The following is a 24,500-nucleotide window of genomic DNA, read 5'->3' on the forward strand; positions in this document are numbered from 1 at the left end:
AAGCGGCGGAACGAGCCCAAAAAGAACAGCCCCTCACCCGCTGGTACGGGGCAGCTGGCGCCCGTAGTCGAGGATGTCCTCCTTGGCGGGCTCCGTCAGCGGGAAGTCCTTGTTCCAGTCCGACAGGACCACCACGCCCCCGCCGCCGCCGCGGGCGAACCGGAGCGGGAAGGGCGTGCCCTCCAGGGATACCGCGAGGGTGCCGCCCTCGCCGTGCCGGCCGCCCGCGACCTCGATGGTGCGGACCCTGCCGACCTTCTCGCGGTTGCCCTTCTGGACCTCGCCGTGGAGCACGAGCAGGCCCTTCAGCAGGACGTTCATCTCGGTGAAGCCGCGCAGCTGCTTGTACGAGGGGTCGTCCTGCGGGACCTTGACGTACTTGCCGTCCAGCTTGTCCGCCGCCTCGATGTCCGCTTCGGTCGGCTCGCCGGACTCCTCCGTGGAGCCCTCGGCGTGCCGCCAGAACGTCGCGCCCGCCTTCATGAAGAGGGCGTCGCCGACGCGCAGCAGCTCGAACGTCGACTTCCTGGTGGTGACGGAGCCGGTCGCGCCCTGCGCCTTGAGGCGCATGTTCAGCGTGTACGTGCCGGACTTGCTGACCAGGGTGCCCGCGAGGCGTACCGAGGCGGCGGCGTCGGCGGCGGCGCGGGCCTTGCCCTCGATCTCCTTCGCCGGGAGTCTGCCGACCCCGTTGGTGCCTTCGTCCGGGTCTTCCGCGCAGGCGGTCAGTGCCGCGGCCAGCCCGACGCAGAGGGCGACGGGGAGCACGACGCGTCGGGTACGCCGAGCCGGGGGAAGAGCGGTCACCAGCGCTGCCTCTCAGTGTTTCACGTGGGGGGACGGCCGACCGCAGCGTACCGGGGCCTGATCGCACCCTCCGAACGGAGCCGGACGGACGCCCTACCCGGGCGACCCGAACCATCACGAGCTAGCCTGAATCACCGGAGTGCGGGCATGAGCGGCATGTCGGTTGGTGGTCACGCGGATGGGAGGAGTGCGGGGCATGGCAGGAGGCGCCGCCCGGATCTTCGTCTCGCACCTCGCCGGAGCGCCGGTCTTCGACCCGAGCGGCGACCAGGTGGGCCGGGTGCGCGACCTCGTCGCCATGCTCCGCGTGGGGCGCCGGCCGCCCCGGGTGCTGGGGCTCGTCGTGGAGGTGATCGGCCGTCGCCGGATCTTCCTGCCGATGACCCGGGTGACGGGCGTCGAGTCCGGCCAGGTGATCACGACCGGGGTCCTGAACGTGCGCCGCTTCGAGCAGCGCCCCACCGAACGCCTCGTCCTCGGCGAGTTCCTCGACCGGCGGGTCCGGCTCGTCGACGGCGGGGGCGAGGTGACCGTCCTCGACGTGGCGATGCTCCAGCTGCCCGCCCGCCGCGACTGGGAGATCGACCGGGTCTTCGTGCGGCGCGGCAGCCGGGGGGCGCTGCGCCGCAAGGGCGAGACGCTGACCGTCGAGTGGTCGGCGGTCACCGGCTTCTCCCTGGAGGAGGAGGGGCAGGGCGCGGAGAGCCTGGTCGCCACGTTCGAGCGGATGCGCCCCGCCGACCTGGCGAACGCGCTGCACCACCTGACGCCCAAGCGCCGCGCCGAGGTCGCCGCCGCCCTCCACGACGACCGGCTGGCCGACGTGCTGGAGGAGCTGCCCGAGGACGACCAGATCGAGATCCTCGGCAAGCTGAAGGCGGAGCGCGCCGCGGACGTCCTGGAGGCCATGGACCCGGACGACGCCGCGGACCTGCTGTCGGAGCTGCCGGAGGACGAGAAGGAACGGCTGCTCACCCTGATGCGCCCGGACGACGCGGCGGACGTGCGGCGGCTGATGTCGTACGAGGAGCGCACGGCGGGCGGGCTGATGACGACCGAGCCGATCGTGCTGCGCCCGGACGCGACGGTGGCGGACGCCCTCGCCCGCGTCCGCCAGCAGGACCTCTCCCCTGCGCTGGCCGCGCAGGTGTACGTGTGCCGGCCGCCCGACGAGACGCCGACCGGGAAGTTCCTGGGGACGGTCCACTTCCAGCGGCTGCTGCGGGACCCGCCGTTCACGCTGGTCTCCGCGATCGTCGACACCGACCTGGAGCCCCTCTCCCCGGACACCCCGCTGCCGGTCGTGACCAGCCACCTCGCCGCGTACAACCTGGTCGCGGCGCCGGTCGTCGACGACAGCGGGTCGCTGCTCGGCGCCGTCACCGTCGACGACGTGCTGGACCACCTGCTGCCGGAGGACTGGCGGGAGACCGAGTTCGGGCCGGAAGCGGGGCGGGAGGTCGCGCATGGGGCCTGACCGCACCCCGGAGTGGGGCACCGGCCGCGAGCGCACGGCCGGGCGGGAGCGCCCCGGTCAGCGGGACCGGGCCGGCGGGCGGGAGCGCCCCGGCCAGCGGGAGCGGGCCGTGCCGCGCACCCGGCTCGACCAGCCGCTGGACCAGCCGCGCGTACGGCGGCCGAGGCTGCTGCCGGAGTACGACCCGGAGGCGTTCGGGCGGCTGTCGGAGCGGATCGCCCGGTTCCTGGGCACGGGCCGGTTCATCGTGTGGATGACGGTGGTCATCATCACGTGGCTGATCTGGAACGTCGCCATGCCCGACCCGCTGCGCTTCGACCCGTACCCGTTCATCTTCCTCACCCTGATGCTGTCGCTGCAGGCGTCGTACGCGGCGCCGCTGATCCTGCTCGCGCAGAACCGGCAGGACGACCGCGACCGGGTCAACCTGGAGCAGGACCGGGCGCAGAACGAGCGGTCGATCGCCGACACCGAGTACCTGACGCGGGAGGTCGCGGCGCTGCGCATGGGCCTCGGCGAGGTCGCCACCCGCGACTGGATCCGCTCGGAGCTGGAGGACCTGGTGAAGGAGCTGGAGGACCGGGGATCGGTGTTCCCGAGGTCCGCGCCGCCGGGAAGTGACGAAGGCGACCGCTGACGGGCTTTCCGGGGCCCGTGGTGGGCGCCGTACCATCGTCCGTATGACGACGGAAGACGCGGTGCGCGAGGCACTGGCGACGGTGAACGACCCCGAGATCAACCGACCGATCACCGAACTCGGCATGGTCAAGTCAGTCGAGATCGGGGCGGACGGCGCGGTGGCCGTGACCGTGTACCTGACGGTCTCCGGCTGCCCGATGCGCGACACGATCACGAAGAACGTGAGCGAGGCGGTCTCCCGCGTCGAGGGTGTCACCCGCGTCGACGTGACGCTGGACGTGATGAGCGACGAGCAGCGCAAGGAGCTGGCCGCCGCGCTGCGCGGCACGACCGCCGAGCGCGAGGTGCCCTTCGCGAAGCCCGGCTCGCTGACCCGCGTGTACGCGGTGGCGTCCGGCAAGGGCGGCGTCGGCAAGTCGTCGGTGACGGTGAACCTGGCCGCCGCGATGGCCGCGGACGGGCTGAAGGTCGGCGTCGTGGACGCCGACATCTACGGCCACAGCGTGCCCCGCATGCTGGGTGCCGACGGGCGTCCCACCCAGGTCGAGAACATGATCATGCCGCCGTCCGCGAACGGCGTGAAGGTCATCTCGATCGGCATGTTCACGCCGGGCAACACCCCGGTGGTGTGGCGCGGCCCGATGCTGCACCGCGCCCTCCAGCAGTTCCTCGCGGACGTCTACTGGGGCGACCTGGACGTGCTGCTGATGGACCTCCCCCCGGGCACGGGCGACATCGCGATCTCCGTGGCGCAGCTGGTGCCGAACGCCGAGATCCTCGTCGTCACCACGCCCCAGCAGGCGGCGGCCGAGGTGGCGGAGCGGGCCGGTTCGATCGCCGTGCAGACCCACCAGAAGATCGTCGGCGTCGTGGAGAACATGGCGGGCCTGCCGTGCCCGCACTGCGACGAGATGGTCGACGTGTTCGGCACCGGCGGTGGCCAGCGGGTCGCGGACGGGCTGACGCGGACGACCGGCGCGACGGTCCCGGTACTCGGCTCGATCCCGATCGACGTGCGGCTGCGGGAGGGCGGCGACGAGGGCAGGCCCGTCGTGCTGTCCGACCCGGACTCGCCGGCCGGCGCGGCGCTGCGCTCCATCGCCGGCAAGCTCGGCGGCCGCCAGCGGGGCCTGTCGGGCATGTCCCTGGGCATCACCCCGCGCAACAAGTTCTGAGGCGCGGCTCCCACCGCGCGCCGGAGGGGCGCCGCCCGTGCGGGCGGCGCCCCTCCGGCGCGTCCGGGTGCCCCGGCCGGGGCGTCCGTCAGGTGTACGCGGAGAGGTCCGCGACGACGGAGAACCCGAGCCCGTACGCGCTCATCCCCCGCCCGTACGCGCCCAGGTGGACGCCGGCGGCGGTGCTGCCCGCGAGGACCCACCCGAACTCGGACTCGCGGTAGTGGAACGCCCTCGGCACGCCGTCCACGGGCAGCGACAGCGTCGTCCAGTCGGGCCCCTCCAGGTCGTCGGCGAGCTCGAACGCGGTCTCCGTCTGCTGGTCCAGCCAGTCGTTGCGCCGCGTGTGGTCGAGCTGCGGGGGCCAGGTGTACGCGAGGAGCCCCGAGCCGGCCAGCCAGGCGGCGGAGGACACGCTCGTGGCGTCCAGGACGCCGGTGCCGTCGCCGGAGCCGCGCACGGGGTGGGCGGCGACGGTGACGACGACCGTGAAGGCGCCGCGCTCCCGGTCGGCGGCCTCGGGCCGTATCGACGGCTCCTCGCCGTGGCCGGTCGAGCCGTGCTGCACGGTGCCGTCCGCCGCCGTGCCGACCTGCATCAGCCAGCGCGGGCCGGTGAACGCCTCGTCCAGCCCGTACCAGGGGAAGGGTGCCCGCAGGTACCCGTCGACGGTGCGGCGGGCCGGGGGCGCCCCCTCCGGCGTGGGGGTGGTGCCGGGCGTCGGCTGTACCTGCGCCCCCACCCGTCTCGTGGTCTCCATCTGCCCGGCCGCCTCCTCGATCCGTTCGGACAGAGGGAGAGGATATCCATCGGGGCCGGGCTCGTCCGGCAGGCCCGGTCCCGGGAGCGGTGCCGGCCGGTCGGGGCGGCCCGGACCGCTCAGGTGGCGTCCGCGTCGAAGGGGGGCCGGTCGGTCGTCTCGGAGGTGTCGCGCTTCTTCAGGAGGTCGGGCGTGGCGGAGCCGGCGGCCGGGGCGGAGGCGGTGCCCTTGACGGCGTCGGCGACCTCGTCGATCTCCTTGCGGAGGTCGAAGCTGCTGCGCAGCTCCTGGATGTCCCGCAGGTCGGGGTTCTCCGTGAGCTGCTTGCGGATGAACGCCTTCGGGTTGAGGTCCTCGAACTCGAAGTCCTTGAACTCGGGGCCGAGTTCGCTGCGGATGTCCTGCTTGGCGCTCTCGGAGAAGTCCCGGATCTTGCGGATGAAGCGGCTGACGTCCTGGATGAGCTGGGGCAGCTTGTCGGGACCCCAGATGAGGACGGCGAGGATCACCAGCGCCACCACCTCGAGTCCGCCTATGTCACTGAACACCGTGCTCCTCCTCAGGTCTCCGCTGCACCAAGGTACCCGCTCCGCCGGTGTGGCGGGACTGCCGCCGGAGCCGTCAGCCGTTCAGCCGTTCAGTTGTCCGCCGAGGAGCCGAGCGTGAGCGTCCGCGCCCCCTCGCGGCCGTCCCGCCGCACGGTGAGGCGGAGCTCGTCGCCGGGGCGGTGGGCGCGGATCTTGACGATCAGCTCCTCGCCGTTGTGGACGCGCTCGCCGTCGACCCTGGTGATGACGTCACCCGGACGGATGCCCGCCTTGGCGGCGGGGCCGCCGGGGGTGACGGACGCGCCGCCGTCCTGGGCCTTGTCCGCGACGCGGGCGCCGTCGCCGGTGAACTTCAGGTCGAGGCTGACGCCGATGACGGGGTGCGTGGCCTTGCCGGTGTTGATCAGTTCCTCGGCGACGCGCTTGCCCTGGTTGACGGGGATCGCGAAGCCCAGGCCGATCGAGCCGGCCTGGCCGTCGTCGATGCCGGAGCCGTCGTCGGCGGCGCGGATGGCGCTGTTGATGCCGATGACACGGGCCTGCGCGTCGAGGAGCGGACCGCCGGAGTTGCCCGGGTTTATGGGGGCGTCGGTCTGGAGGGCGTCGACGTAGCTGATGTCGCTGCCGTCGCCCTTCTCGCCGCCGGCGGTGATGGGGCGGCCCTTGGCGCTGATGATGCCGGAGGTGACGGTGTTCTGGAGGTCGAAGGGGGCGCCGATGGCGACGACCGGGTCGCCGACGCGGACGCCGTCGGAGTTGCCGAGCGGGAGGGGCGCGAGGTTGGCCACCCCGGTGACGCGGACGACGGCGAGGTCGTAGCCGCTGTCGCCGCCGACCAGGGTGGCGTCGGCGGTCTCGCCGCCGCTGAAGGTGACGGTGATGTCGCCGTCGCCGTCGGCGGAGTCGACGACGTGGTGGTTGGTGAGGATGTGGCCCCGCTTGTCGAGGACGAACCCGGTGCCGGTGCCCTGCTCGCCGCCGCCGCTGACGTGGAGGGTGACGACGCTGGGCAGGGCGCGGGCGGCGATGCCGGCGACGCTGCCGGGGGCGCGGTCCCCGACGTCCGCTCCGGCTTGGGGCAGTTCGACGGTGGTGAGGCCGCCGTTGCGTTCGACGTACGCGCCGACGGCGCCGCCGAGGACACCGGTGAGCAGCGCGAACAGCAGGGCGCCGACGAGCGCGAGCCCCCTGCGCGGGCGCCGCGGCCCCGCACCGCCCGGGTGGCCGGCGAGCGGCTGCGCGTGCTGCCGCGCGGCCGGGCTGCTCCAGGGGTCGTACTGCCCCCACTGCGGGGGGACGGGTGCGGGATGCGGGGGTGCGGCGGTCGCGGTCGCCGGGGCGCCGTAGGCGGGTGGCGGGCCGGCCAGGGGCCGCTGCACGGGCGGCGCGGGCGCCCAGGGTCCGGGCTCCCCGTAGGGCGGCGTGCGGTACTCGTCGGGCGCGTGCAGGGGACCGCCGTTCCCGGCGGGGTGCCCGGTGGCTCCGGCGCCGGCCCCGTCCGGGGAGGCGGCGGGTCCGGGGGCGCCGGGCGGGGCCGCGACCGCCGCCCCGGGCACGGCGGTGCCGGTCGCCGGGACCGCGCCGGCCTCGGGACCGGTGGCCGGGGCGGCGCCGGCCTCGGGACCGGTGGCCGGGGCGGTGCGGGTGGGGTCCGGCTTGACCAGGGACGGCCCGGCGGCGGGGGCGCCGCCCCCGGCCGGCGCCGGGGACGCCCCCGGCGCGGGCACGTCCCCGGTGGCCGGGTGCGTGGTCGCGGGCGCGGTGACCCCGGGCGGCGACGGTGGTGCGGGGGCGGACGGGTCGCCCGCCGGGGGCGGCGGGGTGGGGTCCGGAGGTGTGGGGCGGCTCCACCACGTTCTTCTCGGCTGCGTGGGCTTCCCGTCGTCCATGCTCTCCCCGCTACTGGCCACTCAGCGCCCCTCCGGCGCCCCTGACCACGGATTCAACCAGGTCCGCGGGGGCGCCGTTCACGGTGTCGGGGGTCTCTTGTACGACGGGTACGGGACCGTCACCGGGCCCGGCGTGCCTATCAGCGGCAGGCTTCCCGCGCCGACCAGCGGGGTCGCCGCGTGGAGGAACGGCGGGGCCGCCGGATGCTGCGCCCGCACCTGCGCGCCGGGCGGCAGGGTGCCGGGCCGGTCCGCGGACCGGCCCGTGCCCACGCTGACGGCGAGGCGGCGGCGGGAGTTCTCCGTCGTCGTGGCCGGCTGTCCGGCGGACGGCGACCGCAGCGGTGTCACCTTGTTCCCGGAGCCCTCGCCGCGCGCGTCGACCGCCGTGAGGGTGGGTACCGCCCCGCCCAGCGCGATCGCCGCGAACGACACGGCGCTGGCCGCCGCGAACGCGAACCTCCGGCCGCGCCACGGGGAGCGCTCCGCCTCCCGGCCGACGTCGTGGATGCGGAAGCCCCCGCGCGCGGCCGGTGCGTGCTCGGCCGCCGGGACGTACCCGAAGCCGCCGGGCCTCACTCCGAACAGGCCGGGCCCCGGGCCGGGCCGCCCGGCGTCCGGGGCGTGCCCGGACCGCCGGTCCCCGGCTCCCAGGCCGCCTACTCCGAGGCCGCCCCCTCCGAACGGCGGCCCGTCGCCTCCCGCGGCGCCCCCGGGCAACCCCTGGAGGCGGGCGAGCAGCCCGGCGGGGGGCGGCGGCGGAGCGGACTCGGCGAAGAAGCTCTTGACGCGGCGCTGCGCGTCGGCCTCGGCCTTGCAGCGGGCGCAGGTCGCCAGGTGGGCGAGGACCCGCTCGCGGGCGTCATGACCCAGCTCGCCGTCGACGAGCGCGGCGAGCCGGTCCCCCAGGTGGTGTTCCGCAGGGGTCGGACGTGTGCCACTCACGCGGCTCCGCCCTCCCCGCCCACGGCGGCGAACGTGCGCTCGGCGACGTCGCGCTGTCCGGACCGCGCCTCGGGCGACCGGTGCTTGAGCGCCTTGCGCAGGTGCGACCGGCCGCGGTGGATCCGGCTGCGGACCGTGCCGAGCTTCACGCCGAGCGTCGCGGCGATCTCCTCGTACGACAGTCCCTCGATGTCGCACAGCACGACGGCGGCGCGGAACTCCGGCGCCAGCGTGTCCAGCGCCTGCTGCACGTCCGCGTCGAAGTGCGTGTCGTGGAAGACCTGCTGGGGCGACGGCTCGCGGCTGGGCAGCCGCTCCGCGGCGTCCTCGCCGAGCGCGTCGAACCGGATGCGCTGCTTGCGCCGCACCATGTCCAGGAACAGGTTCGTGGTGATGCGGTGCAGCCAGCCCTCGAACGTGCCCGGGGTGTAGGTCGACAGGGAGCGGAAGACCCGGACGAAGACCTCCTGCGTGAGGTCCTCGGCGTCGTGCTGGTTGCCCGTGAGCCGGTAGGCGAGGCGGTAGACGCGCCCGCTGTGCGTGCTGACGATCTCCTCCCAGGTCGGAGGGGCCCACGCCTGCGATTCCGCATCCGATGCGAAGGTCGCCGTCGTGGCTGCGGTCTCGGTGGCGGCGTGGGTGCTGTCAGCGGTGTCGGTCACGGATCTCGGCTCACCCGCCGACCTGAGAAAGCGCCGCAGCCGCAGCGCTCCTCTCCGATCCACAGGCGCAGCCGCACCTCCCCTGTCGGCTCTGGTGGTGTCCAGTGGAGCCCCTACCATAGCCACCTCGCCCGTTAGCTCCGGATAAGAATCTTTACGAGAATTTGGGGCCGACTTCGGGTCCTGATCCGCCTGGCCGCCCCCACCCCTTCCCAACGCCTGGTCCCATCTGCGGGTTCCCGAGGGCGAGCGGCTACAGTCACCGTTGCCAACTACGGGAACAGGAGAGGGTCATTACCGCCAACCGGCAGACGAGCTGGGCCTTCGCCGACGCCTTTGCCGTTGAGGACGAAGCGCTGCGCTGGGCCCGCGACCGGGCCCGTGAGGCAGGGCTGCCCTCGGTGTCCCCGGGCACCGGCGCCGCGCTGCGGATGCTCGCCGCCACGGCGGACGCCAAGGCCGTCGCGGAGATCGGCACGGGGACCGGCGTCTCCGGGATCTACCTCCTGCTGGGCATGCGGCCGGACGGGGTGCTCACCACCGTGGACCCGGAACCGGACCGGCAGCAGTTCGCCCGGCAGGCGTTCCGGGCGGCGGGCTTCGCCGGGAACCGGGCGCGCTTCATCCCGGGCCGGGCGCTGGACGTGCTGCCGAGGCTCGCGGACGGCGGGTACGACGTGGTGTTCTGCGACGGCGACCGCACCGAGTACCTGGCGTACCTCGACGAATCGTTGCGGCTGCTGCGGCCGGGCGGGCTGGTGTGCTTCGAGGGCGTGTTCGCGGACGGCCGTACGGTCGACTCGGGCGCCCAGCCGGTGGAGGTGCTGACCCTGCGCGAGCTGCTGCGCGCGGTGCGGGAGAGCGGGGAGCTGGTGCCCTCGCTGCTGCCGGTCGGCGACGGGCTGCTCTGCGCCGTGCGCCGCGGCTGACCGGCGCCCCGCGGGACCGCTTCCGGGCCGGTGCGCCGTCCGGCGCCCCCTGGGCCGTCCGGGGGCCCCTTCCGCGCCGTACGCCGCCCCGGTGCGCCCCCCCCCGGAGGCGCCCCGCGCCCCGGGGAACGCGATCGCCCCGGCGCGGTGGGTGTACCGGCCGGGGCGATCGGGAAAACGTAGGGCGTAAGCGTCAGCTCGTGACCTTCTTCAGCTCCTCGCCGAGGGCTACGGCCTCGTCCGGGGTCAGCTCGACGACAAGCCGACCGCCGCCTTCGAGCGGAACGCGCATGACGATGCCCCGCCCCTCCTTGGTCACCTCGAGCGGGCCGTCGCCCGTCCGCGGCTTCATGGCCGCCATGCTCGTTCCCCTTCCTGAAACCAGCTCATCGTTCAGCCGATGGCCCCGTGGAAGGGCGCGGACCGGCGTCGAACACATTGCTTCCAGGTCATTATCCCGCATGGCGACACCCGATGACCAACATCGGGCGGCATCGCTGCGCAACGCGATCGCGCAAAACCCCCTATTTCGGCGATCCGCCTGCGATACTTCGCCGTCGCGGCCCCCGGCGCGCGGGCCCGTCGTTTGACGCAGGTCACATGTCGGGGCCCGATGATCTCCGCCATGCTGGGCGGGACACGATCACCGGAGCCGCAAAGGGGACCCTGCCATGGCCGACACCGTGCTGTACGAGGTGAGCGACGGACTCGCGACCGTCACGCTCAACCGGCCCGACGCGATGAACGCGATGAACACCGAGGCGAAGGTCGCGCTGCGGGACGCCCTGGAGGCCGCGGGCGCCGACCCCGCCGTGCGCGCGGTGCTGCTGACCGCGACGGGCCGGGCGTTCTGCGTGGGCCAGGACCTCAAGGAGCACGTGCAGTCGCTGACCGGCGAGGACGCCATGCGGACGGTGCGGGAGCACTACAACCCGATCGTCCGGGCGATCACCGGCATGGCGAAGCCCGTGGTGGCCGGGGTGAACGGGGTCGCGGCGGGCGCGGGCTTCGGTTTCGCGCTGGCGGCGGACTACCGGGTCGTCGCGGACACGGCGTCGTTCAACACCTCCTTCGCGGGCGTGGCCCTCAGCGCCGACTCGGGCATCTCGTGGACGCTGCCCCGCCTGATCGGGCCCGGCCGCGCCGCCGACCTGATGCTGTTCCCGCGCTCGCTGTCCGCGCGGGAGGCGTACGACCTGGGCCTGGTCGGCAAGCTGGTGCCGGCCGCCGAGCTGGCCGCCGAGGCGGAGAAGACCGCCCGCGCCCTCGCGGCGGGCCCCACGCTCGCGTACGCGTCGATCAAGGAGGCCATGGCGTACGGCGCCGGGCACAGCCTCGCGCAGACGCTGGAGAAGGAGGACGAGCTCCAGACCCGGGCGGGCGCCTCCGAGGACCACCGGATCGCGGTGGAGGCGTTCCTCGCGAAGGAGAAGCCGAGGTACGTCGGCCGCTAGGTCGTGTCTTCGAAGTCCCGTCTGCCGGCCGGCGGGCGGACGACGCCGTTTCGAAGACACTCCCTAGGGGGCCGGAGCCGCCGCGGGGGCCGGGCGCGCGGTGCGGGCGACGCAGTCCGCCAGGTGGTCGTCGACCAGGCCGCACGCCTGCATCAGCGCGTACGCCGTGGTGGGCCCGACGAAGCGGATGCCGCGCTGCTTCAGGGCCTTCGCCAGGGCCGTCGACTCGGGCGTGACCGCGGGGACGTCCGCGAGGGTGCGCGGGACCGGGCGGGCCGCCGGGTCCGGCGCGTGGGACCAGATCAGGTCGTCGAGCTCGCCGGGCTCCCACCCGGTGAGGACGCGCGCGTTGGCGAGCGTCGCGTCGACCTTGGCGCGGTTGCGGATGATGCCCTCGTCGGCGAGCAGCCGCTCCCGGTCGGCCTCCGTGAACGCGGCCACCGCGGCGATCCGGAAACCGGCGAAGGCCCGCCGGAAGCCCTCCCGGCGGCGCAGGATCGTGATCCACGACAGGCCGGACTGGAACGCCTCCAGGCAGAGCCGTTCGAACAGCGCGTCGTCGCCGTGGACCGGGCGGCCCCACTCCTCGTCGTGGTAGGGCAGGTAGTCGGGCGTCGAAAGGCCCCACGGGCAGCGCGGCGCGCCGTCCGGTCCGGGTACGGCCCCGCCGGTCACCGGTCGCCCTCCCCGTCCCGCGCGTCGCGGCCCCCGCGCGTCCCGCGGCCGTCGTGCCCCCCGTGCTCGTCGTGCTCGTCGTGCCGGTCGTGGCCCCGGTCGCCGTACTCGTGGGCGCCGTACGCGTCGCCGTCACGGTCGTCGTACGCGTCGCCGCCGCGGCCCCCGTACGCGCCGCGGTCGCGGTCGTCGTACGCGTGGCGGTCGTCGTGCGTGCCGGGGCCGGCGGGCTCGTCGTGCCGGGGGTGCTCGGCGAAGAGGTCCGTGCGGCCGGACGCCGTGGCCTGCGCGCCGGCCAGCGCGGACTCCAGCTCCGCGATCCGGGCGTCCCGCTCGGCGAGTTCGGCGGCCAGCCGGTCCAGGACGTCGTCGACCTCGTTCATCCGGTAGCCGCGGGGCGCCAGCGGCAGCCGCAGCGCCTCGATGTCGAAGCGGCTGACCGGCCGGGTGAGCGGCAGGGGGTCGGCCACGTGCTCCGGGGGCGCCTCGGGCAGCACCTCGTTCTCCGCGCCGCCGACCACCGCGAGGGTCACCGCGGCCACGACGACGACCATCGCTACAGCCAAGAACCAGAACACAGTGCGCCTCTCCCGGGGCCGGAAACATGGAGCGTAAAACGTCCGGTGCCGATCGTGCCATGCGGTCACGGCGGTTAGGGTCGCAGGGACGTTACGCGAGGAGGACTTACGGGATGCTGCGCCTGGGACGACGCGAATTCGACGCGCACGAGCCGGTGGTCATGGCGATCGTGAACCGGACCCCGGACTCCTTCTACGACCAGGGGGCCACCTTCCGCGACGAGCCCGCCCTCGCCCGGGTCGAGCAGGCGGTGGCCGAGGGGGCGGCGATCATCGACATCGGCGGGGTGAAGGCGGGACCCGGCGAGGAGGTCGACGCCGAGGAGGAGGCGCGGCGCACGGTCGGTTTCGTGGCGGAGGTGCGGCGGCGCCACCCCGACGTGGTGATCAGCGTCGACACCTGGCGGCACGAGGTCGGCGAGGCCGTGTGCGAGGCCGGGGCGGACCTGCTGAACGACGCGTGGGGCGGCGTCGACCCGAAGCTCGCGGAGGTCGCGGCGCGGTACGGGGCGGGGCTGGTGTGCACCCACGCGGGCGGCGCCGAGCCGCGGACGCGGCCGCACCGGGCCACGTACGACGACGTGATGGCGGACATCCTGCGCGTGACGGTCGGGCTGGCCGAGCGGGCCGTGGCGCTGGGCGTGCCGCGGGAGTCGGTGCTGATCGACCCGGGGCACGACTTCGGGAAGAACACCCGGCACTCGCTGGAGGCCACGCGGCGGCTCGGGGAGATGGTGGAGACGGGGTGGCCGGTGCTGGTGTCCCTGTCGAACAAGGACTTCGTGGGCGAGACGCTGGACCGGCCGGTCAAGGAGCGGGTGGTCGGGACGCTGGCGACGACGGCGGTGTCGGCGTGGCTGGGGGCCCAGGTGTACCGGGTGCACGAGGTCGCCGAGACGCGGCAGGTGCTGGACATGGTGGCGGCCATCGCGGGGCACCGCGAGCCGGCCGTCGCCCGGCGGGGGCTGGCGTGACCGGTCGGGTCGCGCCGGCCCCGCGCCGGGCGGTCGCGCTCAGCGCCCGGCTTCCTTGCTGACCAGGGCGACCGCCTCGTCCACGTCGTCGGTCACGTGGAAGAGCATCAGGTCGCGTTCGGCGGCCTTGCCCTGGGCGATGACCGTGCCGCGGAGCCAGTCGACCAGGCCCGACCAGTACTCCGTGCCGAACAGGACGATCGGGAAGCGGGTGACCTTGCGGGTCTGGACGAGGGTCAGCGCCTCGAAGAGCTCGTCCAGCGTGCCCAGGCCGCCCGGCAGGACGACGAACCCCTGGGCGTACTTCACGAACATCGTCTTCCGCACGAAGAAGTAGCGGAAGTTGACGCCGATGTCGACGTGCGGGTTGAGGCCCTGCTCGAAGGGCAGCTCGATACCCAGGCCGACCGAGACGCCCTTCGCCTCCCGCGCGCCCCGGTTCGCGGCCTCCATCGCTCCCGGCCCGCCGCCCGTGATCACCGCGAAGCCCGCCTCGACGAGGGCCCTGCCGAGCTTCACGCCGGCCTCGTACTCGGGTGTGCCGGCCGGGGTGCGGGCCGAGCCGAAGACGCTGATGGCGGAGGGCAGTTCGGCGAGCGCGCCGAAGCCCTCGACGAACTCGGACTGGATCCGCATGACCCGCCAGGGGTCGGTGTGGACCCAGTCCGCGTCGCCCGCGGTGTCCAGCAGCCGCTGGTCGGCGGTACCCGGCTGGACCTGTTCCCTGCGGCGGAGCACCGGCCCCAGCCGCTGTTCCGCCAGGGATCGCAGTCCTTCGGCCTCGGGGTTCCCCATGATCTGCTCCCTCCGCTGAACATCGTTTGCTGGGCTCAGCGTAGGGCGGGAAATGTGACGAGTGGCGAAATTGCGGCCGTCAGGCAGTGAGCCAGTCGTACAGGCGTCGCTCGCAGTGGGTGATCCGGTCGACCACGACGTGCTCGTCCCGCTTGTGCGCGAAGATGGGGTTGCCGGGTCCGTAGTTCACGGCCGGCACGCCGAGCGCGCTGAAGCGGGCCACGTCGGTCCAGCCGAACTTCGGGTGGGCGGTGCCGCCGACCGCCTCCATGAACGCCGCCGCGGCCGGGTGGGCGAGGCCGGGGAGGGCCCCGCCGGAGTGGTCGTCGACGACGAACTCGTCCACGCCGCAGTCGGCGAACACCTCCCGCACGTGCTTCTCCGCCTCCTCCGGGGTGCGGTCGGGGGCGTAGCGGAAGTTCACGACGACGGTGCACTCGTCGGGGATGACGTTGGTGGCGACGCCGCCGGTGATGCCGACGGCGTTGAGGCCCTCGTGGTACTCCAGGCCGTCGATGACCGGGCGGCGCGGCTCGTAGGAGGCGAGGCGGGCCAGGACGGGCGCGGCGGCGTGGACGGCGTTGGAGCCCATCCAGGAGCGGGCCGAGTGGGCGCGCTCGCCCCTCAGGGTGAGGCTGACGCGCAGGGTGCCCTGGCAGCCGCCCTCGACCTGGCCGTCGGACGGCTCCAGCAGGATGGCGAAGTCGCCCGCCAGCCAGTCGGGGTGCGCGGTGGCCACGTGCCCGAGGCCGTTGAGGTGGGCGGCGACCTCCTCGTTGTCGTAGAAGACGAACGTCAGGTCGCGGTTGGGCTCGGGGACGGTCGCGGCGATGCGGAGCTGGACGGCCACGCCGGACTTCATGTCGGACGTGCCGCAGCCCCACAGGACGCCGTCCTCGTCCAGCCGGGAGGGGACGTTGTCGGCGATCGGCACGGTGTCGATGTGGCCGGCGAGGACGACCCGCTCGGCGCGGCCGAGGCGGGTGCGGGCGACGACGTTGTTGCCGTGGCGGTCGACCGTCAGGTGCGGGAGGGTCCGCAGGGCCTGCTCGATGGCGTCCGCGAGCGGCTTCTCGGTGCCGCTGACGGAGGGGAAGTCCACGAGCGCGGCGGTCAGCGCGGGGCCGTCCAACGTGAGGTCCAGAGCGGTGCTGAGGGGCACTTCGGGCTTGGAGTCAGGCATGTGCCGACCCTATCCCGGCCCCTAGTACGGTTGGCTGCGTGTCCGAGCCCGCCGTCCCCTCCCCCCGTCGCCGCCGCGGCCGCCGCGCCCGGATCGCGGTGGCGTCCGCCGTCCTGCTGGCCGTCGCCGGCTACCTGGCGCTGCAGTACGAGTCGGGCGGCGGTGGCACGCCGCGGTGCACGGTCGGCAGCGGCAGCCACACGTACGCCCTCTCCCCCGAGCAGGCGGCGAACGCCGCGACGATCTCCGCCGTGGGCACCACGCGCGGGATGCCCGAGCGGGCGGTGACGATCGCGCTGGCGACCGCGCTGCAGGAGTCGGCGCTGCGCAACATCGACTACGGCGACCGGGACTCGCTCGGGCTGTTCCAGCAGCGGCCGTCGCAGGGCTGGGGCACGGCCGAGCAGATCATGGACCCGGTGTACTCGGCGGGCATCTTCTACGACCGGCTGGCGGAGGTGCCGGGGTACTCGCGGCTGCCCCTGACGGTGGCCGCGCAGCGCGTGCAGCGCAGCGGCTTCCCGCAGGCGTACGCGAAGCACGAGCCGGACGCGGCACTGCTGGCCGCGGCGCTGACCGGGCGTTCGGCGGCGTCGCTGACGTGCGCCCCGCTGCGCGGGTCGCGCCCCGGGGACCCGGAGCGGGTGCGGGGCGAGCTGGTGCGGGCGTTCGGCGCGGGCGTGCTGGCCGGGGCGCCGGCGGACCCGGGTGACGGCAAGGGCGGCGCGCCGGGCGGGGCGGCGTCCGCGAGCCCGGCGCCGGACGGCGGGGCCCGGACGGTGACGGTGCCGGTGCCCGCGCGGGTGGACTCCGCGGGGCCGGAGGGCGGCGTGCCGGACGGTGCGCCGCGGCGCGGCTGGGAGCTGGCGCAGTGGGCGGTGGCGCGGGCGGACGCGCTGGGCGTCGTGGAGGTCGCGTACGCGGGCCGCGTGTGGAGCGTGCGGGAGGCCGACGGGGGTTGGCGCAGGGCGGAGCCCGGCACGGGGGCGGGGACGGCCGCGGTCGTCATCAGGGTCGCGGAGTAGACCCCCGAGGCGACGCCGCATAGTAGTCGATTCTTCTCACGGAGTGACAGCGACACGTCCGGGTGGCGTTCGGCCATACGTCCGGGGACTCCCCCGACCGGGCTACTTCACCCCTCCCGGACCCCGTTCCGGGCGGGGGGCGCGGCCGCTGCCGGGCGGGCGCGGATCCCTCCGGGGAAACCTGCGGAGGGACGATTCTGCGTGTCTTCCCGGGGTCTTTTGTTTGCCCGGTTTTGGGAGGGGCGGGTCCCTCGGCGCATTGCCAACTCTTTACCCGGAGCCACCGCAACCTCCCCCGGCCTCCGAGCGGTTGTCACAGCGTCCGATCGTCGGACAGGCATCACAACCACACGACCTCTTCTCCGTCGAAGGAGCATCATGTCCCTCCCCCTGACCCGCCGGATCGCCAGTGCCGCGCTGCTCACCGCAGCGGGAGCGGCCTCCGTGGTCGGTGCGGCCGGCTCCGCGAGCGCCGTGGACCTCCCCCAGACCGCCGACCTCACCGGCGGCGTCACCGCCCCCGACACCGCGCAGGTCACCGACACCGTGGGCGGCGCCTCGCTGGCCGTCTCGGACCTCGCGAGCGGCAAGGCCGTCGAGCAGGTGGGCCCGGCCGCCGGCCCGGCCCTCGACGCCGTGGTCGAGGAGGCCGCGCCGATCGCCCACAAGGCCGTCGGCGACGTCACGCACGGCGCGGGCGGCCTCGCCGGCGACACCGCCGCGGGCGGCCTGCCGGGCGGCCTGCCGGGCGGCGCCCTCCTGGGCGGCCTGCCGGTCTCCGGCCCGCTCGGCTGACCTCGCGCCCGCACCCGCGGAAGCACGGAGGGGCCCGTACCGCACGACGCGGTACGGGCCCCTCCCGTCGCCGTACGCCGGCGGGGCGGCCGTCAGCCGAGGCGCTTGACCGCCGCGGCGACCCGCTCGTCCGTCGCCGTGAACGCGACCCGGACGAACCGCTCCCCCGCCGTGCCGTAGAAGTCGCCCGGCGCGACCAGGACGCCCAGGTCCGCCAGGTACCCGACGGTGTCCCAGCAGGGCTCGTCGCGGGTGGCCCACAGGTAGAGGCCGGCCTCGCTGTGCTCGATGCGGAAGCCGTGCGCCACCAGCGCCGTCCGCAGGGCGGTCCGCCGCTCCGCGTACCGCCCGCGCTGCTCGCGCACGTGGGTGTCGTCGCCCAGCGCCGCGACCGTCGCCGCCTGCACCGGGGCGGGTGCCATCATCCCGCCGTGCTTGCGGATCCGGAGCAGCTCGCCCAGCACCGCGGCGTCGCCCACGACGAAGGCGGCCCGGTAGCCGGCCAGGTTGGAGCGCTTGGACAGGGAGTGGACGGCGACGATCCCCTCGTACGAGCCGCCGCACACGTCCGCGTGCAGCACGGAGACCGGGTCGGCCTCCCAGCCCAGCTCCAGGTAGCACTCGTCGCTGAAGACCGGCACGCCGTGCTCGCGCGCCCAGGCGACGATCCGGGTCAGCTCGTCCTTCGCGAGGACCTTGCCCGTCGGGTTGGACGGGGAGTTCAGCCACAGCAGCCGGAGCCCGTCCGGGTCCAGCTCGGTCGGGTCGTCGTACACGACCGGGGTGGCCCCGGCGAGGCGGGCGCCGACCTCGTACGTCGGGTAGGCGAGCCGCGGGTAGGCGACCCGGTCGCCCGGACCGAGGCCCAGCTGGATCGGCAGCCACGCCACCAGTTCCTTGGAGCCGACGACCGGCAGGACGTTGGTGTGGGCGACGTCGCGGGCGCCGAGCCGGCGCTCGCACCAGCCGGTGATCGCGTCGCGCAGGGCCTGCGGCCCCCAGACGGTGGGGTAGCCGGGCGAGTCGGCCGCCTCGACCAGGGCTCGGCGGACCAGCTCGGGCACGGGGTCCACCGGGGTGCCGACCGACAGGTCGACGATGCCGTCGGGGTGGGCCGCGGCCGTCTTCTTGTACGGCTCCAGCTTGTCCCACGGGAAGACGGGAAGGCGGGAGGAGACTCCGGACACGGTGCTCACTTTCTCGTGGGTGCGGCGCTCGGGCGCGCCGCGGGCACGAACGCCGCGGCCCCGTACGGCGGGAAGGCCGTACGGGACCGACGACGAGGGATAAGCGATCAGCCGTTCTGCGGCGGCAGGGCGGCGATGAAGGGGTGGTCGCGCTCGATCAGACCGAGCTTGGAGGCACCACCGGGCGAGCCGAGCTCATCGAAGAACTCGACGTTCGCCTTGTAGTAGTCCTTCCACTCCTCCGGGGTGTCGTCCTCGTAGAAGATCGCCTCGACCGGGCAGACCGGCTCACAGGCCCCGCAGTCGACGCATTCGTCCGGATGGATGTACAAGGACCGCTGGCCCTCGTAGATGCAGTCGACGGGGCACTCCTCGATGCACGCCTTGTCCTTCACGTCGACACAAGGCTGCGCGATGACGTAGGTCACGCTGTCGTTCCTCCTTGGTAGGGCTGGCTCTGCGCGGGAGCGCGGCGTCGTCGATGCCCGCCCCTAGTATCTCCGTTCTTGGAGACGATCCGAACAGGAGGGGCGAACAGAGCTGTGGAGTTCACTGCGGGCGGACGGCTTGAGGTCCGGATCACACCTTCTGACGTGGGCAAACGGGTTTCTGTCCGCCGGGTGGGGGAAACGGGCTCCGGCGCGGGTGGGTTCACCGACACCGTCGGGGTTCTCACATCCTGGACCGAAGGTGTGTTGCTGATCACACGAAGAACCGGGGAGAGCGTCCGCATCGCGGAATCGTCCCTGGTCGCGGGCAAGGTGGTCCCGCCCGCCCCGGCCCGCAGGCGCGGCCCCGCGGCGGGTTTCGAGGAGCTGGCGCGGGTCCAGGCCCGGGCCTGGCAGCCGGTGGAGAGCGAACCGCTCGGGCAGTGGACCCTGCGCGCCGCGCACGGGTTCACCCGCCGGGCCAACTCCGTCCTCCCGCTCGGCGACCCCGGCCTGCCCCTCGACGACGCCCTCGCACGGGTGCGCGACTGGTACGGGGAGCGGGGGCTGCCCCCGTACGTGCAGGCCGCGACCGGCGCCGAGGGCACCCAGGAGGGGCTGTGCGCCGCCCTGGAGGAGCGGGGCTGGCGGCGCGAGGTCTCGGCGGAGGTGCGGACCGGGGGGCTCGCGCCCGTCGCCGACCTGGCCGCCGACACCGGCCGCGTGGCCCTGTCCCGCACGCCGGACGCGGCGTGGCTGGGCCGGTACCAGCGGGTGGGCGAGCCCGGACCGCACGTGGTGCGGGTCCTGACCGCCGGGCCCTCGGTGTGGTTCGCCTCCCTGGCGGGCGGGGGCGGGGAGCCGGTGGCGATCGGCCGGTGCGTGGTCGACGGCCGGTGGGCGGGGTTCATGGCCGTGGAGGTCGACCCGGCGCACCGTCGGCGGGGCCTGGCCCGGGCGGTGATGGCCGCCCTCGCCGCCCGCGCCCTGGAGGAGGGCGCGTCGGCCGCCTGGCTCCAGGTGGAGAGCGACAACGACGCGGCGCGCGCCCTGTACGGCGGCATGGGCTTCACGGTCCACCACCACTACCACCACTTCCGCACCTCCTGAGGGGTACGCGAGGCGTATGCACGACCATCCCGAACCCGACCGGTGGCGGACCCGGTTCGCGCGGGCGGCCCGCGAGGAGCGGCCCGGCCTGGCGGAGCTGTGCCTGCTGATCGGCGCCGTGGCGGAGCCGGAGCTGGGCGAGGCCGAGCTGGACGCCGCCGAGATCGAGCTGGACCGGCTGGCGGGGCTGCTGCCGTACGGGCCGAAGTCGCCGCGGGCCTGGACGGCGGCGCTGGCCTCGCTGCTCGGCGACCGGTGCGGCTTCCACGGGACGCCCGGCGACTACCGGCACCTGGAGTCGTCGCTGCTCCACCACGTGCTGCGGCGCCGCCGGGGGCTGCCGATCCTGCTGTCCGCGGTGTGGATGGAGGTGGCGCGGCGGGCGGGCGCCCCCGTGTACGGGGTGGCGCTGCCGGGCCACTTCGTCGTCGGGTTCGGGGACCCGGGCGAGCAGGTGCTGGCGGACCCGTTCGCCGGGGGCCGTCCGCTGACCGGCGCGGACGCGGAGCTGCTGGTGGCGGGCGCCACCGGGGAGCGGCTGCGGCCGTCGATGCTGGTGCCCGCGGACCCGCTGGACATGGTGCTGCGCATCCTGAACAACATCCGCGCCTGGGCGGCCGGGCGGCCCGAGCGCTCCGACGTGGCGCTGTGGGCGGTGGAGCTGGCGCTGCTGCTGCCCTCGCACCCGGCGCGGCTGCGGTACGAGCGGGCGCAGCTCCTCGTCCAGCGGGGGGACTTCCTGGCGGGCGCGGCGGAGATCGACGCGTACGCGGACGTGGTCGCCGCGGTGGAGCCGGCCGCCGCCACCACCCTGCGCGCCCACGCGCGCGCGGCGCGGGCCCGGCTCAACTGACCCGGGCCGGCCGGCCGCGCCGCGGCTTCCCGGCTTCCGGCGCGTCAGCGGCCTTTTGCCACAGGGGTGCCGGCGCGGGCGGGGACCGGTGGTCTCCCCGTACGACGGCGGGATCCGAGCCGCACGCGGGAAGGGCCGCCCCCGCCGACGGCGGGGGCGGCCCTTCGCCGTCCGGGACGGCGCCTGGGTCGTGTCTCCAAAGTCCCGTCCGCCTGCCCTGCGGGCGAACGACGCTACTTTGAAGACACTCCCTAGCCCTGCGGGTCGAGCTCGATGGTGACCGTGCGCTCGGCCTCGGAGGTGCCGAGGAGGGCCTTGTGCATGGCGGCGGCCACGTCGTCCACCGACAGCTGGTGCTTCTTGCCGTCACCCTTGGTGATCATGACGCCGTCGAAGGTGCCGTCGAGGAGGCGGTTGATGGCCGCCTTGTCGTAGTACGGCTCCAGCCTCTTGCCGACCGCCTTCATGGACAGGATCTGCGGCAGCGACCGCTGGGGGCCGAACTGGATCTGCTTGCCGCCGGCCTTGATGGTGATCAGGCCGGACATCGCGGGCTCGGCGAACTCCTTCATCGCCCGGTCGATCTCGGCCTGCCCGACCATCGGTTCGCGGGTGGCGACGGGCAGCTCCACGACGTTCGCCCGGCCCGTCTCGACCTGGGCGCGGTACGCGTCCCTGACGAAGATCATCGACCGCTGGACGTCCAGCACCGCGCCGGCCTTGCCCGGTACGGGGACGGCCTTGCCTGGCTCGAACCTGATGGTGCCCTCGGTGACCCCGCCGGAGCCGCCGCCCAGGCCGGCCAGGGCGACGCCCAGCTTCTCCTCGTCGACCGGGATGACCGGCTCGGCGACGCGCTCGACGCCGAACAGGGAGCCGATCACGGAGACGGGGTTGTAGTCGCTGCCGGCGGCGGCGCGGACGGTCGCCTGGCTGTCCAGGGTCAGGCCCGCCTTGTCGGGGGCGAGCGTGCGGTCCTGTCCGCCGACCTCCAGCCTCAGCGGCGTCGCGGCGCGCGCGCCGAGCACGCCGTCCAGCTTCTGGACGGCGTCCTCCTTCGTGGAGCCGCCGATGTCGACGCCCAGGACGGTGGTGCCCTTCGGCACGTCGGCCTGGTTGAGGAGCAGCCCCGCGCCGTAGGCGACGCCGGCGGCGACGACCACGCCCACGGCGAGGAGGACCAGCTTGGAGCGGCCCTTCTTCGCGGGGGCGGGCGCGGCGCGGGTGGCCGGCGGCGGGGTGGGGGCGGGCGCCTCGGGGGCGGGCTCGTCGAGGACCGGCGGGTACGCCTCGAACGGGTCGTCGTACGCGCCGGGTCCGCCGGTCGCGCCGGGTCCGCCGGTCGCGCGGGCGGGGCCCGTCATCGGGAACGGCGACGGCGCGGGCGCCTCCCGGTCGTCCTGCGGGACGACGGGGAGGCCGCTCGTGAGCGTGTCGCCCGAGACCTGGCCGGGCGGCGGGCCCGAGGGCGCCTTCTGCGGGGTGAGGATCGCGGTGTCGTCGGACATCCCGCCGGCCGGGGCGCCGCCCGGTGCGCGGGTGCTCGTGGCCCGCAGCGCGGCGGTGCCGAAGGCGGGGCCCGTCGTCGGGCCGGAGGGGGTGTTCGACCCGTCCGAGAAGTACGGCAGGCCGGGGGCGCCGGCGGCCGGCCCGCCCCGGGGCCCGTCCTGCGGCGCGGTGGCGGCCGGCGCCGCGTAGCCGCCGTCGTCGGCGCGCAGGTCCGCGCCCGGACCGGTGCCCGGTCCCGTACCGGTGACCGGGCCGGCGTCGGGCGGGGCGGCGTCGGCGCCGGGGGTGCCCGCGGCGGGAGGCTTGCGCGGGGCGAACCAGTCGCTGGCGGGCTTCTCCGGCGCGGCGGCCGGCTTCGGCTCGTCCACGTCGGGGCGGGGCGTCTGCGCCGTCCGTTCGGCGGGGCCCTCCTGCTCGGCCTCGCCCGCCGGCGCGTCCTGACCGTCCCCGTTCACCGGCTTGCGCACGACGACCGGCGGGATGGGCCGCGAACCCGGGATGTTGATCCGGATGCGGGTGGTCAGGGTCGTTTCGGTCTTCTTCTCCTCGGGCTGCGCGGGCGCGCCGCCCCCGGACGCCTCCTGGTACTGGGGCGAACCGTACGGCGGTGTGCCCGAGGGGTACGCGGCTCCACCACGCCCCTGGGGCCCGGAGGACGACGTGTCAGTTTCACGACTCAAAGCAGGATCTCCCGGTTGGCTCCGCCGCCCGCTCACACACCCACGGGCGCCCGGCGGCGCGCACCACCATACTGTCCGCCGTCACCGCACCACCCCCTGCCGGGGGGAACACCACCGGTCACGGCCCCTCAAGTTCGGGCATGTCCACCGTCAAGTGGCCCCGTCCGCCGCCGTTGTTGCGGCAGCACGGAGAGGGTGGCGCACATCACAGCGAGTGCCATGCCGCCGAGGACGAACACCAGGTCGGCCAGTCCGCCCCAGAGGACCTTGTCGCCCTCGCCGCGCCCGAAGCCGACCGCCACGACGGCCGCCAGCCAGCCCGCGCCGGACGACACCACGCCCGACTGCCCTCCGGCGGCGCGCAGTCCCCCGTAGAAGAGGGACGCCGTCGCCAGCAGGGCGAGCAGCAGCCCGCCGGGGAGCCAGGCGGCCTGGACGAGCGCGCCGGCCAGCCCCACGAGGACGCCGAGCGCGGCGAGCACCGCGTGCACGACGGCCTTCACCGCGGCGTTCATGCGGCCACCCCCGCGAACAGGTCGGTCTCCCGCTCCCCCGCGGGAGCGCCGGAGGCGCCCCGCACCAGCTGGTAGTACTCGTGGAGGAAGATGGGCTGCCCGAGGTCGTTGGACAGGGCGAAGAACCGTCCCCGCACGGCGATTTGTGTGGCGTGCGCACACATGGCGGCGGTCTTGCGGTCCCCGTACGCGGTGCCGTCGATCTCGGTGGTGATCAGCTCGTCGTCGACCACGCCCGGTACGTCCGCGAGGTCGGCGATGCCGGGGAAGGCCGGTCCGGTCGCGGCGCGCAGGGCGGCGAAGCCCTCCTCGGCGACCGAGCGGGGCACCCGGTTCCAGTAGATCTTCGCGAGGGTGTGGGGCGCGCCCAGGTCGGGCCGGTACGCCGGGTCGGCGGCCAGGTCGGCGGCGCGCATGGCCACGCGGTGGGCCTGGACGTGGTCGGGGTGGCCGTACCCGCCGTCGGGGTCGTACGTCACCAGGACCTGGGGGCGGACCTCCCGGACGACCTCCACCAGGTACGCCGCCGCGGTGTCCACGGGGGTGCTCCAGAAGGCGCCCTCGCGGTGGTTCTGCGGGACGCCCATCATGCCGGAGTCGCGGAAGCGTCCCGGGCCGCCGAGGAAGCGGTGGTCGGTGACGCCCAGCTCCCTCATCGCGGCGGCGAGTTCGCCGACGCGGTGGGGCCCGAGCCGGTCGTCGCGGTCGGGTGCGAGATGGGCGAGGGCGGGCGGGATGACCTCGCCCTCCTCGCCCCGTGTGCAGGTCACCAGGGTGACCCGGGCGCCCTCGGCCGCGTACCTGGCCATGGTGGCGCCGTTGTTGATCGACTCGTCGTCGGGGTGCGCGTGCACCAGGAGCAGACGACGGGTGGGGAGATCCGTCATACGGACACCCTACGAGGTCCG

General features: G+C 74.7%; 26 protein-coding genes. 10 read left to right on the forward strand and 16 right to left on the reverse strand.

Annotation, left to right across the window (positions count from 1 at the left end):
• Positions 1 to 33: 33 nt before the first annotated feature.
• Positions 34 to 807: a hypothetical protein gene (locus IE106_RS01415; RefSeq protein WP_189529372.1), complete on the reverse strand. Its 774-nt coding sequence runs from the start codon at positions 805 to 807 to the stop codon at positions 34 to 36.
• 196 nt (positions 808 to 1,003) lie between these two features.
• Between IE106_RS01415 and IE106_RS01420 the strand changes: the two genes are divergently transcribed.
• From IE106_RS01420 to IE106_RS01430, 3 genes are read left to right on the forward strand one after another with little or no spacing between them, the layout of a single operon-like run.
• Entirely contained in the window at positions 1,004 to 2,284 is a 1,281-nt protein-coding gene (locus tag IE106_RS01420; RefSeq protein WP_189529373.1) for a magnesium transporter MgtE N-terminal domain-containing protein, read from the forward strand.
• Positions 2,274 to 2,921 carry a DUF1003 domain-containing protein gene (locus IE106_RS01425; RefSeq protein WP_189529374.1) on the forward strand — a complete coding sequence of 216 codons (648 nt, stop codon included), beginning with the start codon at positions 2,274 to 2,276 and terminating at the stop codon, positions 2,919 to 2,921. The genes IE106_RS01420 and IE106_RS01425 overlap by 11 nt, the downstream gene beginning before the upstream one ends.
• A 43-nt stretch (positions 2,922 to 2,964) precedes the next feature.
• Positions 2,965 to 4,098: an Mrp/NBP35 family ATP-binding protein gene (locus IE106_RS01430; RefSeq protein WP_189529375.1), complete on the forward strand. Its 1,134-nt coding sequence runs from the start codon at positions 2,965 to 2,967 to the stop codon at positions 4,096 to 4,098.
• 88 nt (positions 4,099 to 4,186) lie between these two features.
• Here IE106_RS01430 and IE106_RS01435 read toward each other — a convergent pair whose 3' ends face one another.
• The 5 genes from IE106_RS01435 to sigE form a co-directional block, all read right to left on the reverse strand.
• The gene (locus IE106_RS01435) at positions 4,187 to 4,858 is read right to left on the reverse strand and encodes a hypothetical protein (RefSeq protein WP_189529376.1); all 672 of its coding nucleotides are present in this window, start codon (positions 4,856 to 4,858) and stop codon (positions 4,187 to 4,189) included.
• A 119-nt stretch (positions 4,859 to 4,977) separates the two neighbouring features.
• A complete protein-coding gene (locus IE106_RS01440) occupies positions 4,978 to 5,406 on the reverse strand; it encodes a sec-independent translocase (protein ID WP_189529377.1) in 429 nt (142 codons plus the stop codon).
• A gap of 89 nt (positions 5,407 to 5,495) precedes the next feature.
• Positions 5,496 to 7,295 (reverse strand): S1C family serine protease, encoded by a 1,800-nt coding sequence (locus IE106_RS01445; RefSeq protein WP_229839985.1) that lies wholly within the window; start codon positions 7,293 to 7,295, stop codon positions 5,496 to 5,498.
• 78 nt (positions 7,296 to 7,373) lie between these two features.
• Positions 7,374 to 8,240 (reverse strand): zf-HC2 domain-containing protein, encoded by an 867-nt coding sequence (locus IE106_RS30055; RefSeq protein ID WP_229839918.1) that lies wholly within the window; start codon positions 8,238 to 8,240, stop codon positions 7,374 to 7,376.
• Complete coding sequence (sigE, locus tag IE106_RS01450; protein WP_189529378.1) at positions 8,237 to 9,022, reverse strand: RNA polymerase sigma factor SigE; 786 nt, start codon at positions 9,020 to 9,022, stop codon at positions 8,237 to 8,239. Before sigE ends, IE106_RS30055 begins: the two co-directional genes overlap by 4 nt.
• A gap of 107 nt (positions 9,023 to 9,129) precedes the next feature.
• On the opposite strand from sigE, the gene IE106_RS01455 reads away from it, so the two are divergent.
• Entirely contained in the window at positions 9,130 to 9,831 is a 702-nt protein-coding gene (locus IE106_RS01455; protein WP_189529915.1) for an O-methyltransferase, read from the forward strand.
• Between the two features lie 193 nt (positions 9,832 to 10,024).
• On the opposite strand, the gene IE106_RS01460 is transcribed toward IE106_RS01455, so the two are convergent.
• The gene (locus IE106_RS01460) at positions 10,025 to 10,192 is read right to left on the reverse strand and encodes a DUF3117 domain-containing protein (protein WP_010474836.1); all 168 of its coding nucleotides are present in this window, start codon (positions 10,190 to 10,192) and stop codon (positions 10,025 to 10,027) included.
• Positions 10,193 to 10,502: 310 nt separating this feature from the next.
• Between IE106_RS01460 and chcB the strand changes: the two genes are divergently transcribed.
• Complete coding sequence (gene chcB, locus IE106_RS01465) at positions 10,503 to 11,285, forward strand: 2-cyclohexenylcarbonyl CoA isomerase (protein ID WP_189529379.1); 783 nt, start codon at positions 10,503 to 10,505, stop codon at positions 11,283 to 11,285.
• 63 nt (positions 11,286 to 11,348) lie between these two features.
• Here the strand turns inward: chcB and IE106_RS01470 are convergent, their stop codons facing one another.
• Positions 11,349 to 11,960, reverse strand: coding sequence for a DNA-3-methyladenine glycosylase I (locus IE106_RS01470; RefSeq protein ID WP_189529380.1), 612 nt, complete (start codon positions 11,958 to 11,960; stop codon positions 11,349 to 11,351).
• Positions 11,957 to 12,526: a DivIVA domain-containing protein gene (locus tag IE106_RS30900; protein ID WP_373295886.1), complete on the reverse strand. Its 570-nt coding sequence runs from the start codon at positions 12,524 to 12,526 to the stop codon at positions 11,957 to 11,959. The genes IE106_RS01470 and IE106_RS30900 overlap by 4 nt, the downstream gene beginning before the upstream one ends.
• A gap of 125 nt (positions 12,527 to 12,651) precedes the next feature.
• On the opposite strand from IE106_RS30900, the gene folP reads away from it, so the two are divergent.
• On the forward strand, positions 12,652 to 13,512 hold the full coding sequence (gene folP, locus IE106_RS01480) for a dihydropteroate synthase (RefSeq protein ID WP_189529382.1): 861 nt from the start codon (positions 12,652 to 12,654) through the stop codon (positions 13,510 to 13,512).
• Positions 13,513 to 13,551: 39 nt separating this feature from the next.
• On the opposite strand, the gene IE106_RS01485 is transcribed toward folP, so the two are convergent.
• Together IE106_RS01485 and dapE are read right to left on the reverse strand one after the other, a co-directional pair.
• The gene (locus IE106_RS01485; protein ID WP_189529383.1) at positions 13,552 to 14,307 is read right to left on the reverse strand and encodes an LOG family protein; all 756 of its coding nucleotides are present in this window, start codon (positions 14,305 to 14,307) and stop codon (positions 13,552 to 13,554) included.
• Positions 14,308 to 14,386: 79 nt separating this feature from the next.
• Positions 14,387 to 15,490, reverse strand: a complete 1,104-nt coding sequence (gene dapE, locus IE106_RS01490; protein WP_189529384.1) for a succinyl-diaminopimelate desuccinylase — start codon at positions 15,488 to 15,490, stop codon at positions 14,387 to 14,389.
• A 38-nt stretch (positions 15,491 to 15,528) separates the two neighbouring features.
• Between dapE and IE106_RS01495 the strand changes: the two genes are divergently transcribed.
• Positions 15,529 to 16,515, forward strand: coding sequence for a VldE C-terminal domain-containing protein (locus IE106_RS01495; RefSeq protein ID WP_189529385.1), 987 nt, complete (start codon positions 15,529 to 15,531; stop codon positions 16,513 to 16,515).
• A 378-nt stretch (positions 16,516 to 16,893) separates the two neighbouring features.
• Complete coding sequence (locus tag IE106_RS01500; protein ID WP_189529386.1) at positions 16,894 to 17,310, forward strand: ATP-binding protein; 417 nt, start codon at positions 16,894 to 16,896, stop codon at positions 17,308 to 17,310.
• Between the two features lie 92 nt (positions 17,311 to 17,402).
• Here the strand turns inward: IE106_RS01500 and dapC are convergent, their stop codons facing one another.
• Both dapC and fdxA read right to left on the reverse strand, forming a co-directional pair.
• Complete coding sequence (gene dapC / locus IE106_RS01505) at positions 17,403 to 18,497, reverse strand: succinyldiaminopimelate transaminase (RefSeq protein WP_189529387.1); 1,095 nt, start codon at positions 18,495 to 18,497, stop codon at positions 17,403 to 17,405.
• A 107-nt stretch (positions 18,498 to 18,604) separates the two neighbouring features.
• Positions 18,605 to 18,925 carry a ferredoxin gene (fdxA, locus tag IE106_RS01510; RefSeq protein WP_010474859.1) on the reverse strand — a complete coding sequence of 107 codons (321 nt, stop codon included), beginning with the start codon at positions 18,923 to 18,925 and terminating at the stop codon, positions 18,605 to 18,607.
• 114 nt (positions 18,926 to 19,039) lie between these two features.
• Between fdxA and IE106_RS01515 the strand changes: the two genes are divergently transcribed.
• Together IE106_RS01515 and IE106_RS01520 are read left to right on the forward strand one after the other, a co-directional pair.
• Positions 19,040 to 20,035, forward strand: coding sequence for a GNAT family N-acetyltransferase (locus IE106_RS01515; RefSeq protein ID WP_189529388.1), 996 nt, complete (start codon positions 19,040 to 19,042; stop codon positions 20,033 to 20,035).
• 16 nt (positions 20,036 to 20,051) lie between these two features.
• Positions 20,052 to 20,888, forward strand: coding sequence for a transglutaminase family protein (locus IE106_RS01520; RefSeq protein ID WP_189529389.1), 837 nt, complete (start codon positions 20,052 to 20,054; stop codon positions 20,886 to 20,888).
• Positions 20,889 to 21,139: 251 nt separating this feature from the next.
• Here IE106_RS01520 and IE106_RS01525 read toward each other — a convergent pair whose 3' ends face one another.
• From IE106_RS01525 to mshB, 3 genes are all read right to left on the reverse strand, one after another.
• Positions 21,140 to 23,077, reverse strand: a complete 1,938-nt coding sequence (locus IE106_RS01525; RefSeq protein ID WP_189529390.1) for a hypothetical protein — start codon at positions 23,075 to 23,077, stop codon at positions 21,140 to 21,142.
• A gap of 128 nt (positions 23,078 to 23,205) precedes the next feature.
• Positions 23,206 to 23,592 carry a DUF6113 family protein gene (locus IE106_RS01530; protein WP_189529391.1) on the reverse strand — a complete coding sequence of 129 codons (387 nt, stop codon included), beginning with the start codon at positions 23,590 to 23,592 and terminating at the stop codon, positions 23,206 to 23,208.
• Entirely contained in the window at positions 23,589 to 24,479 is an 891-nt protein-coding gene (gene mshB / locus IE106_RS01535) for an N-acetyl-1-D-myo-inositol-2-amino-2-deoxy-alpha-D-glucopyranoside deacetylase (RefSeq protein ID WP_189529392.1), read from the reverse strand. The genes IE106_RS01530 and mshB overlap by 4 nt, the downstream gene beginning before the upstream one ends.
• Between the last annotated feature and the right edge of the window lie 21 nt (positions 24,480 to 24,500).

Source organism: Streptomyces roseolilacinus (assembly GCF_014649335.1).
GTDB lineage: Bacteria > Actinomycetota > Actinomycetes > Streptomycetales > Streptomycetaceae > Streptomyces > Streptomyces roseolilacinus.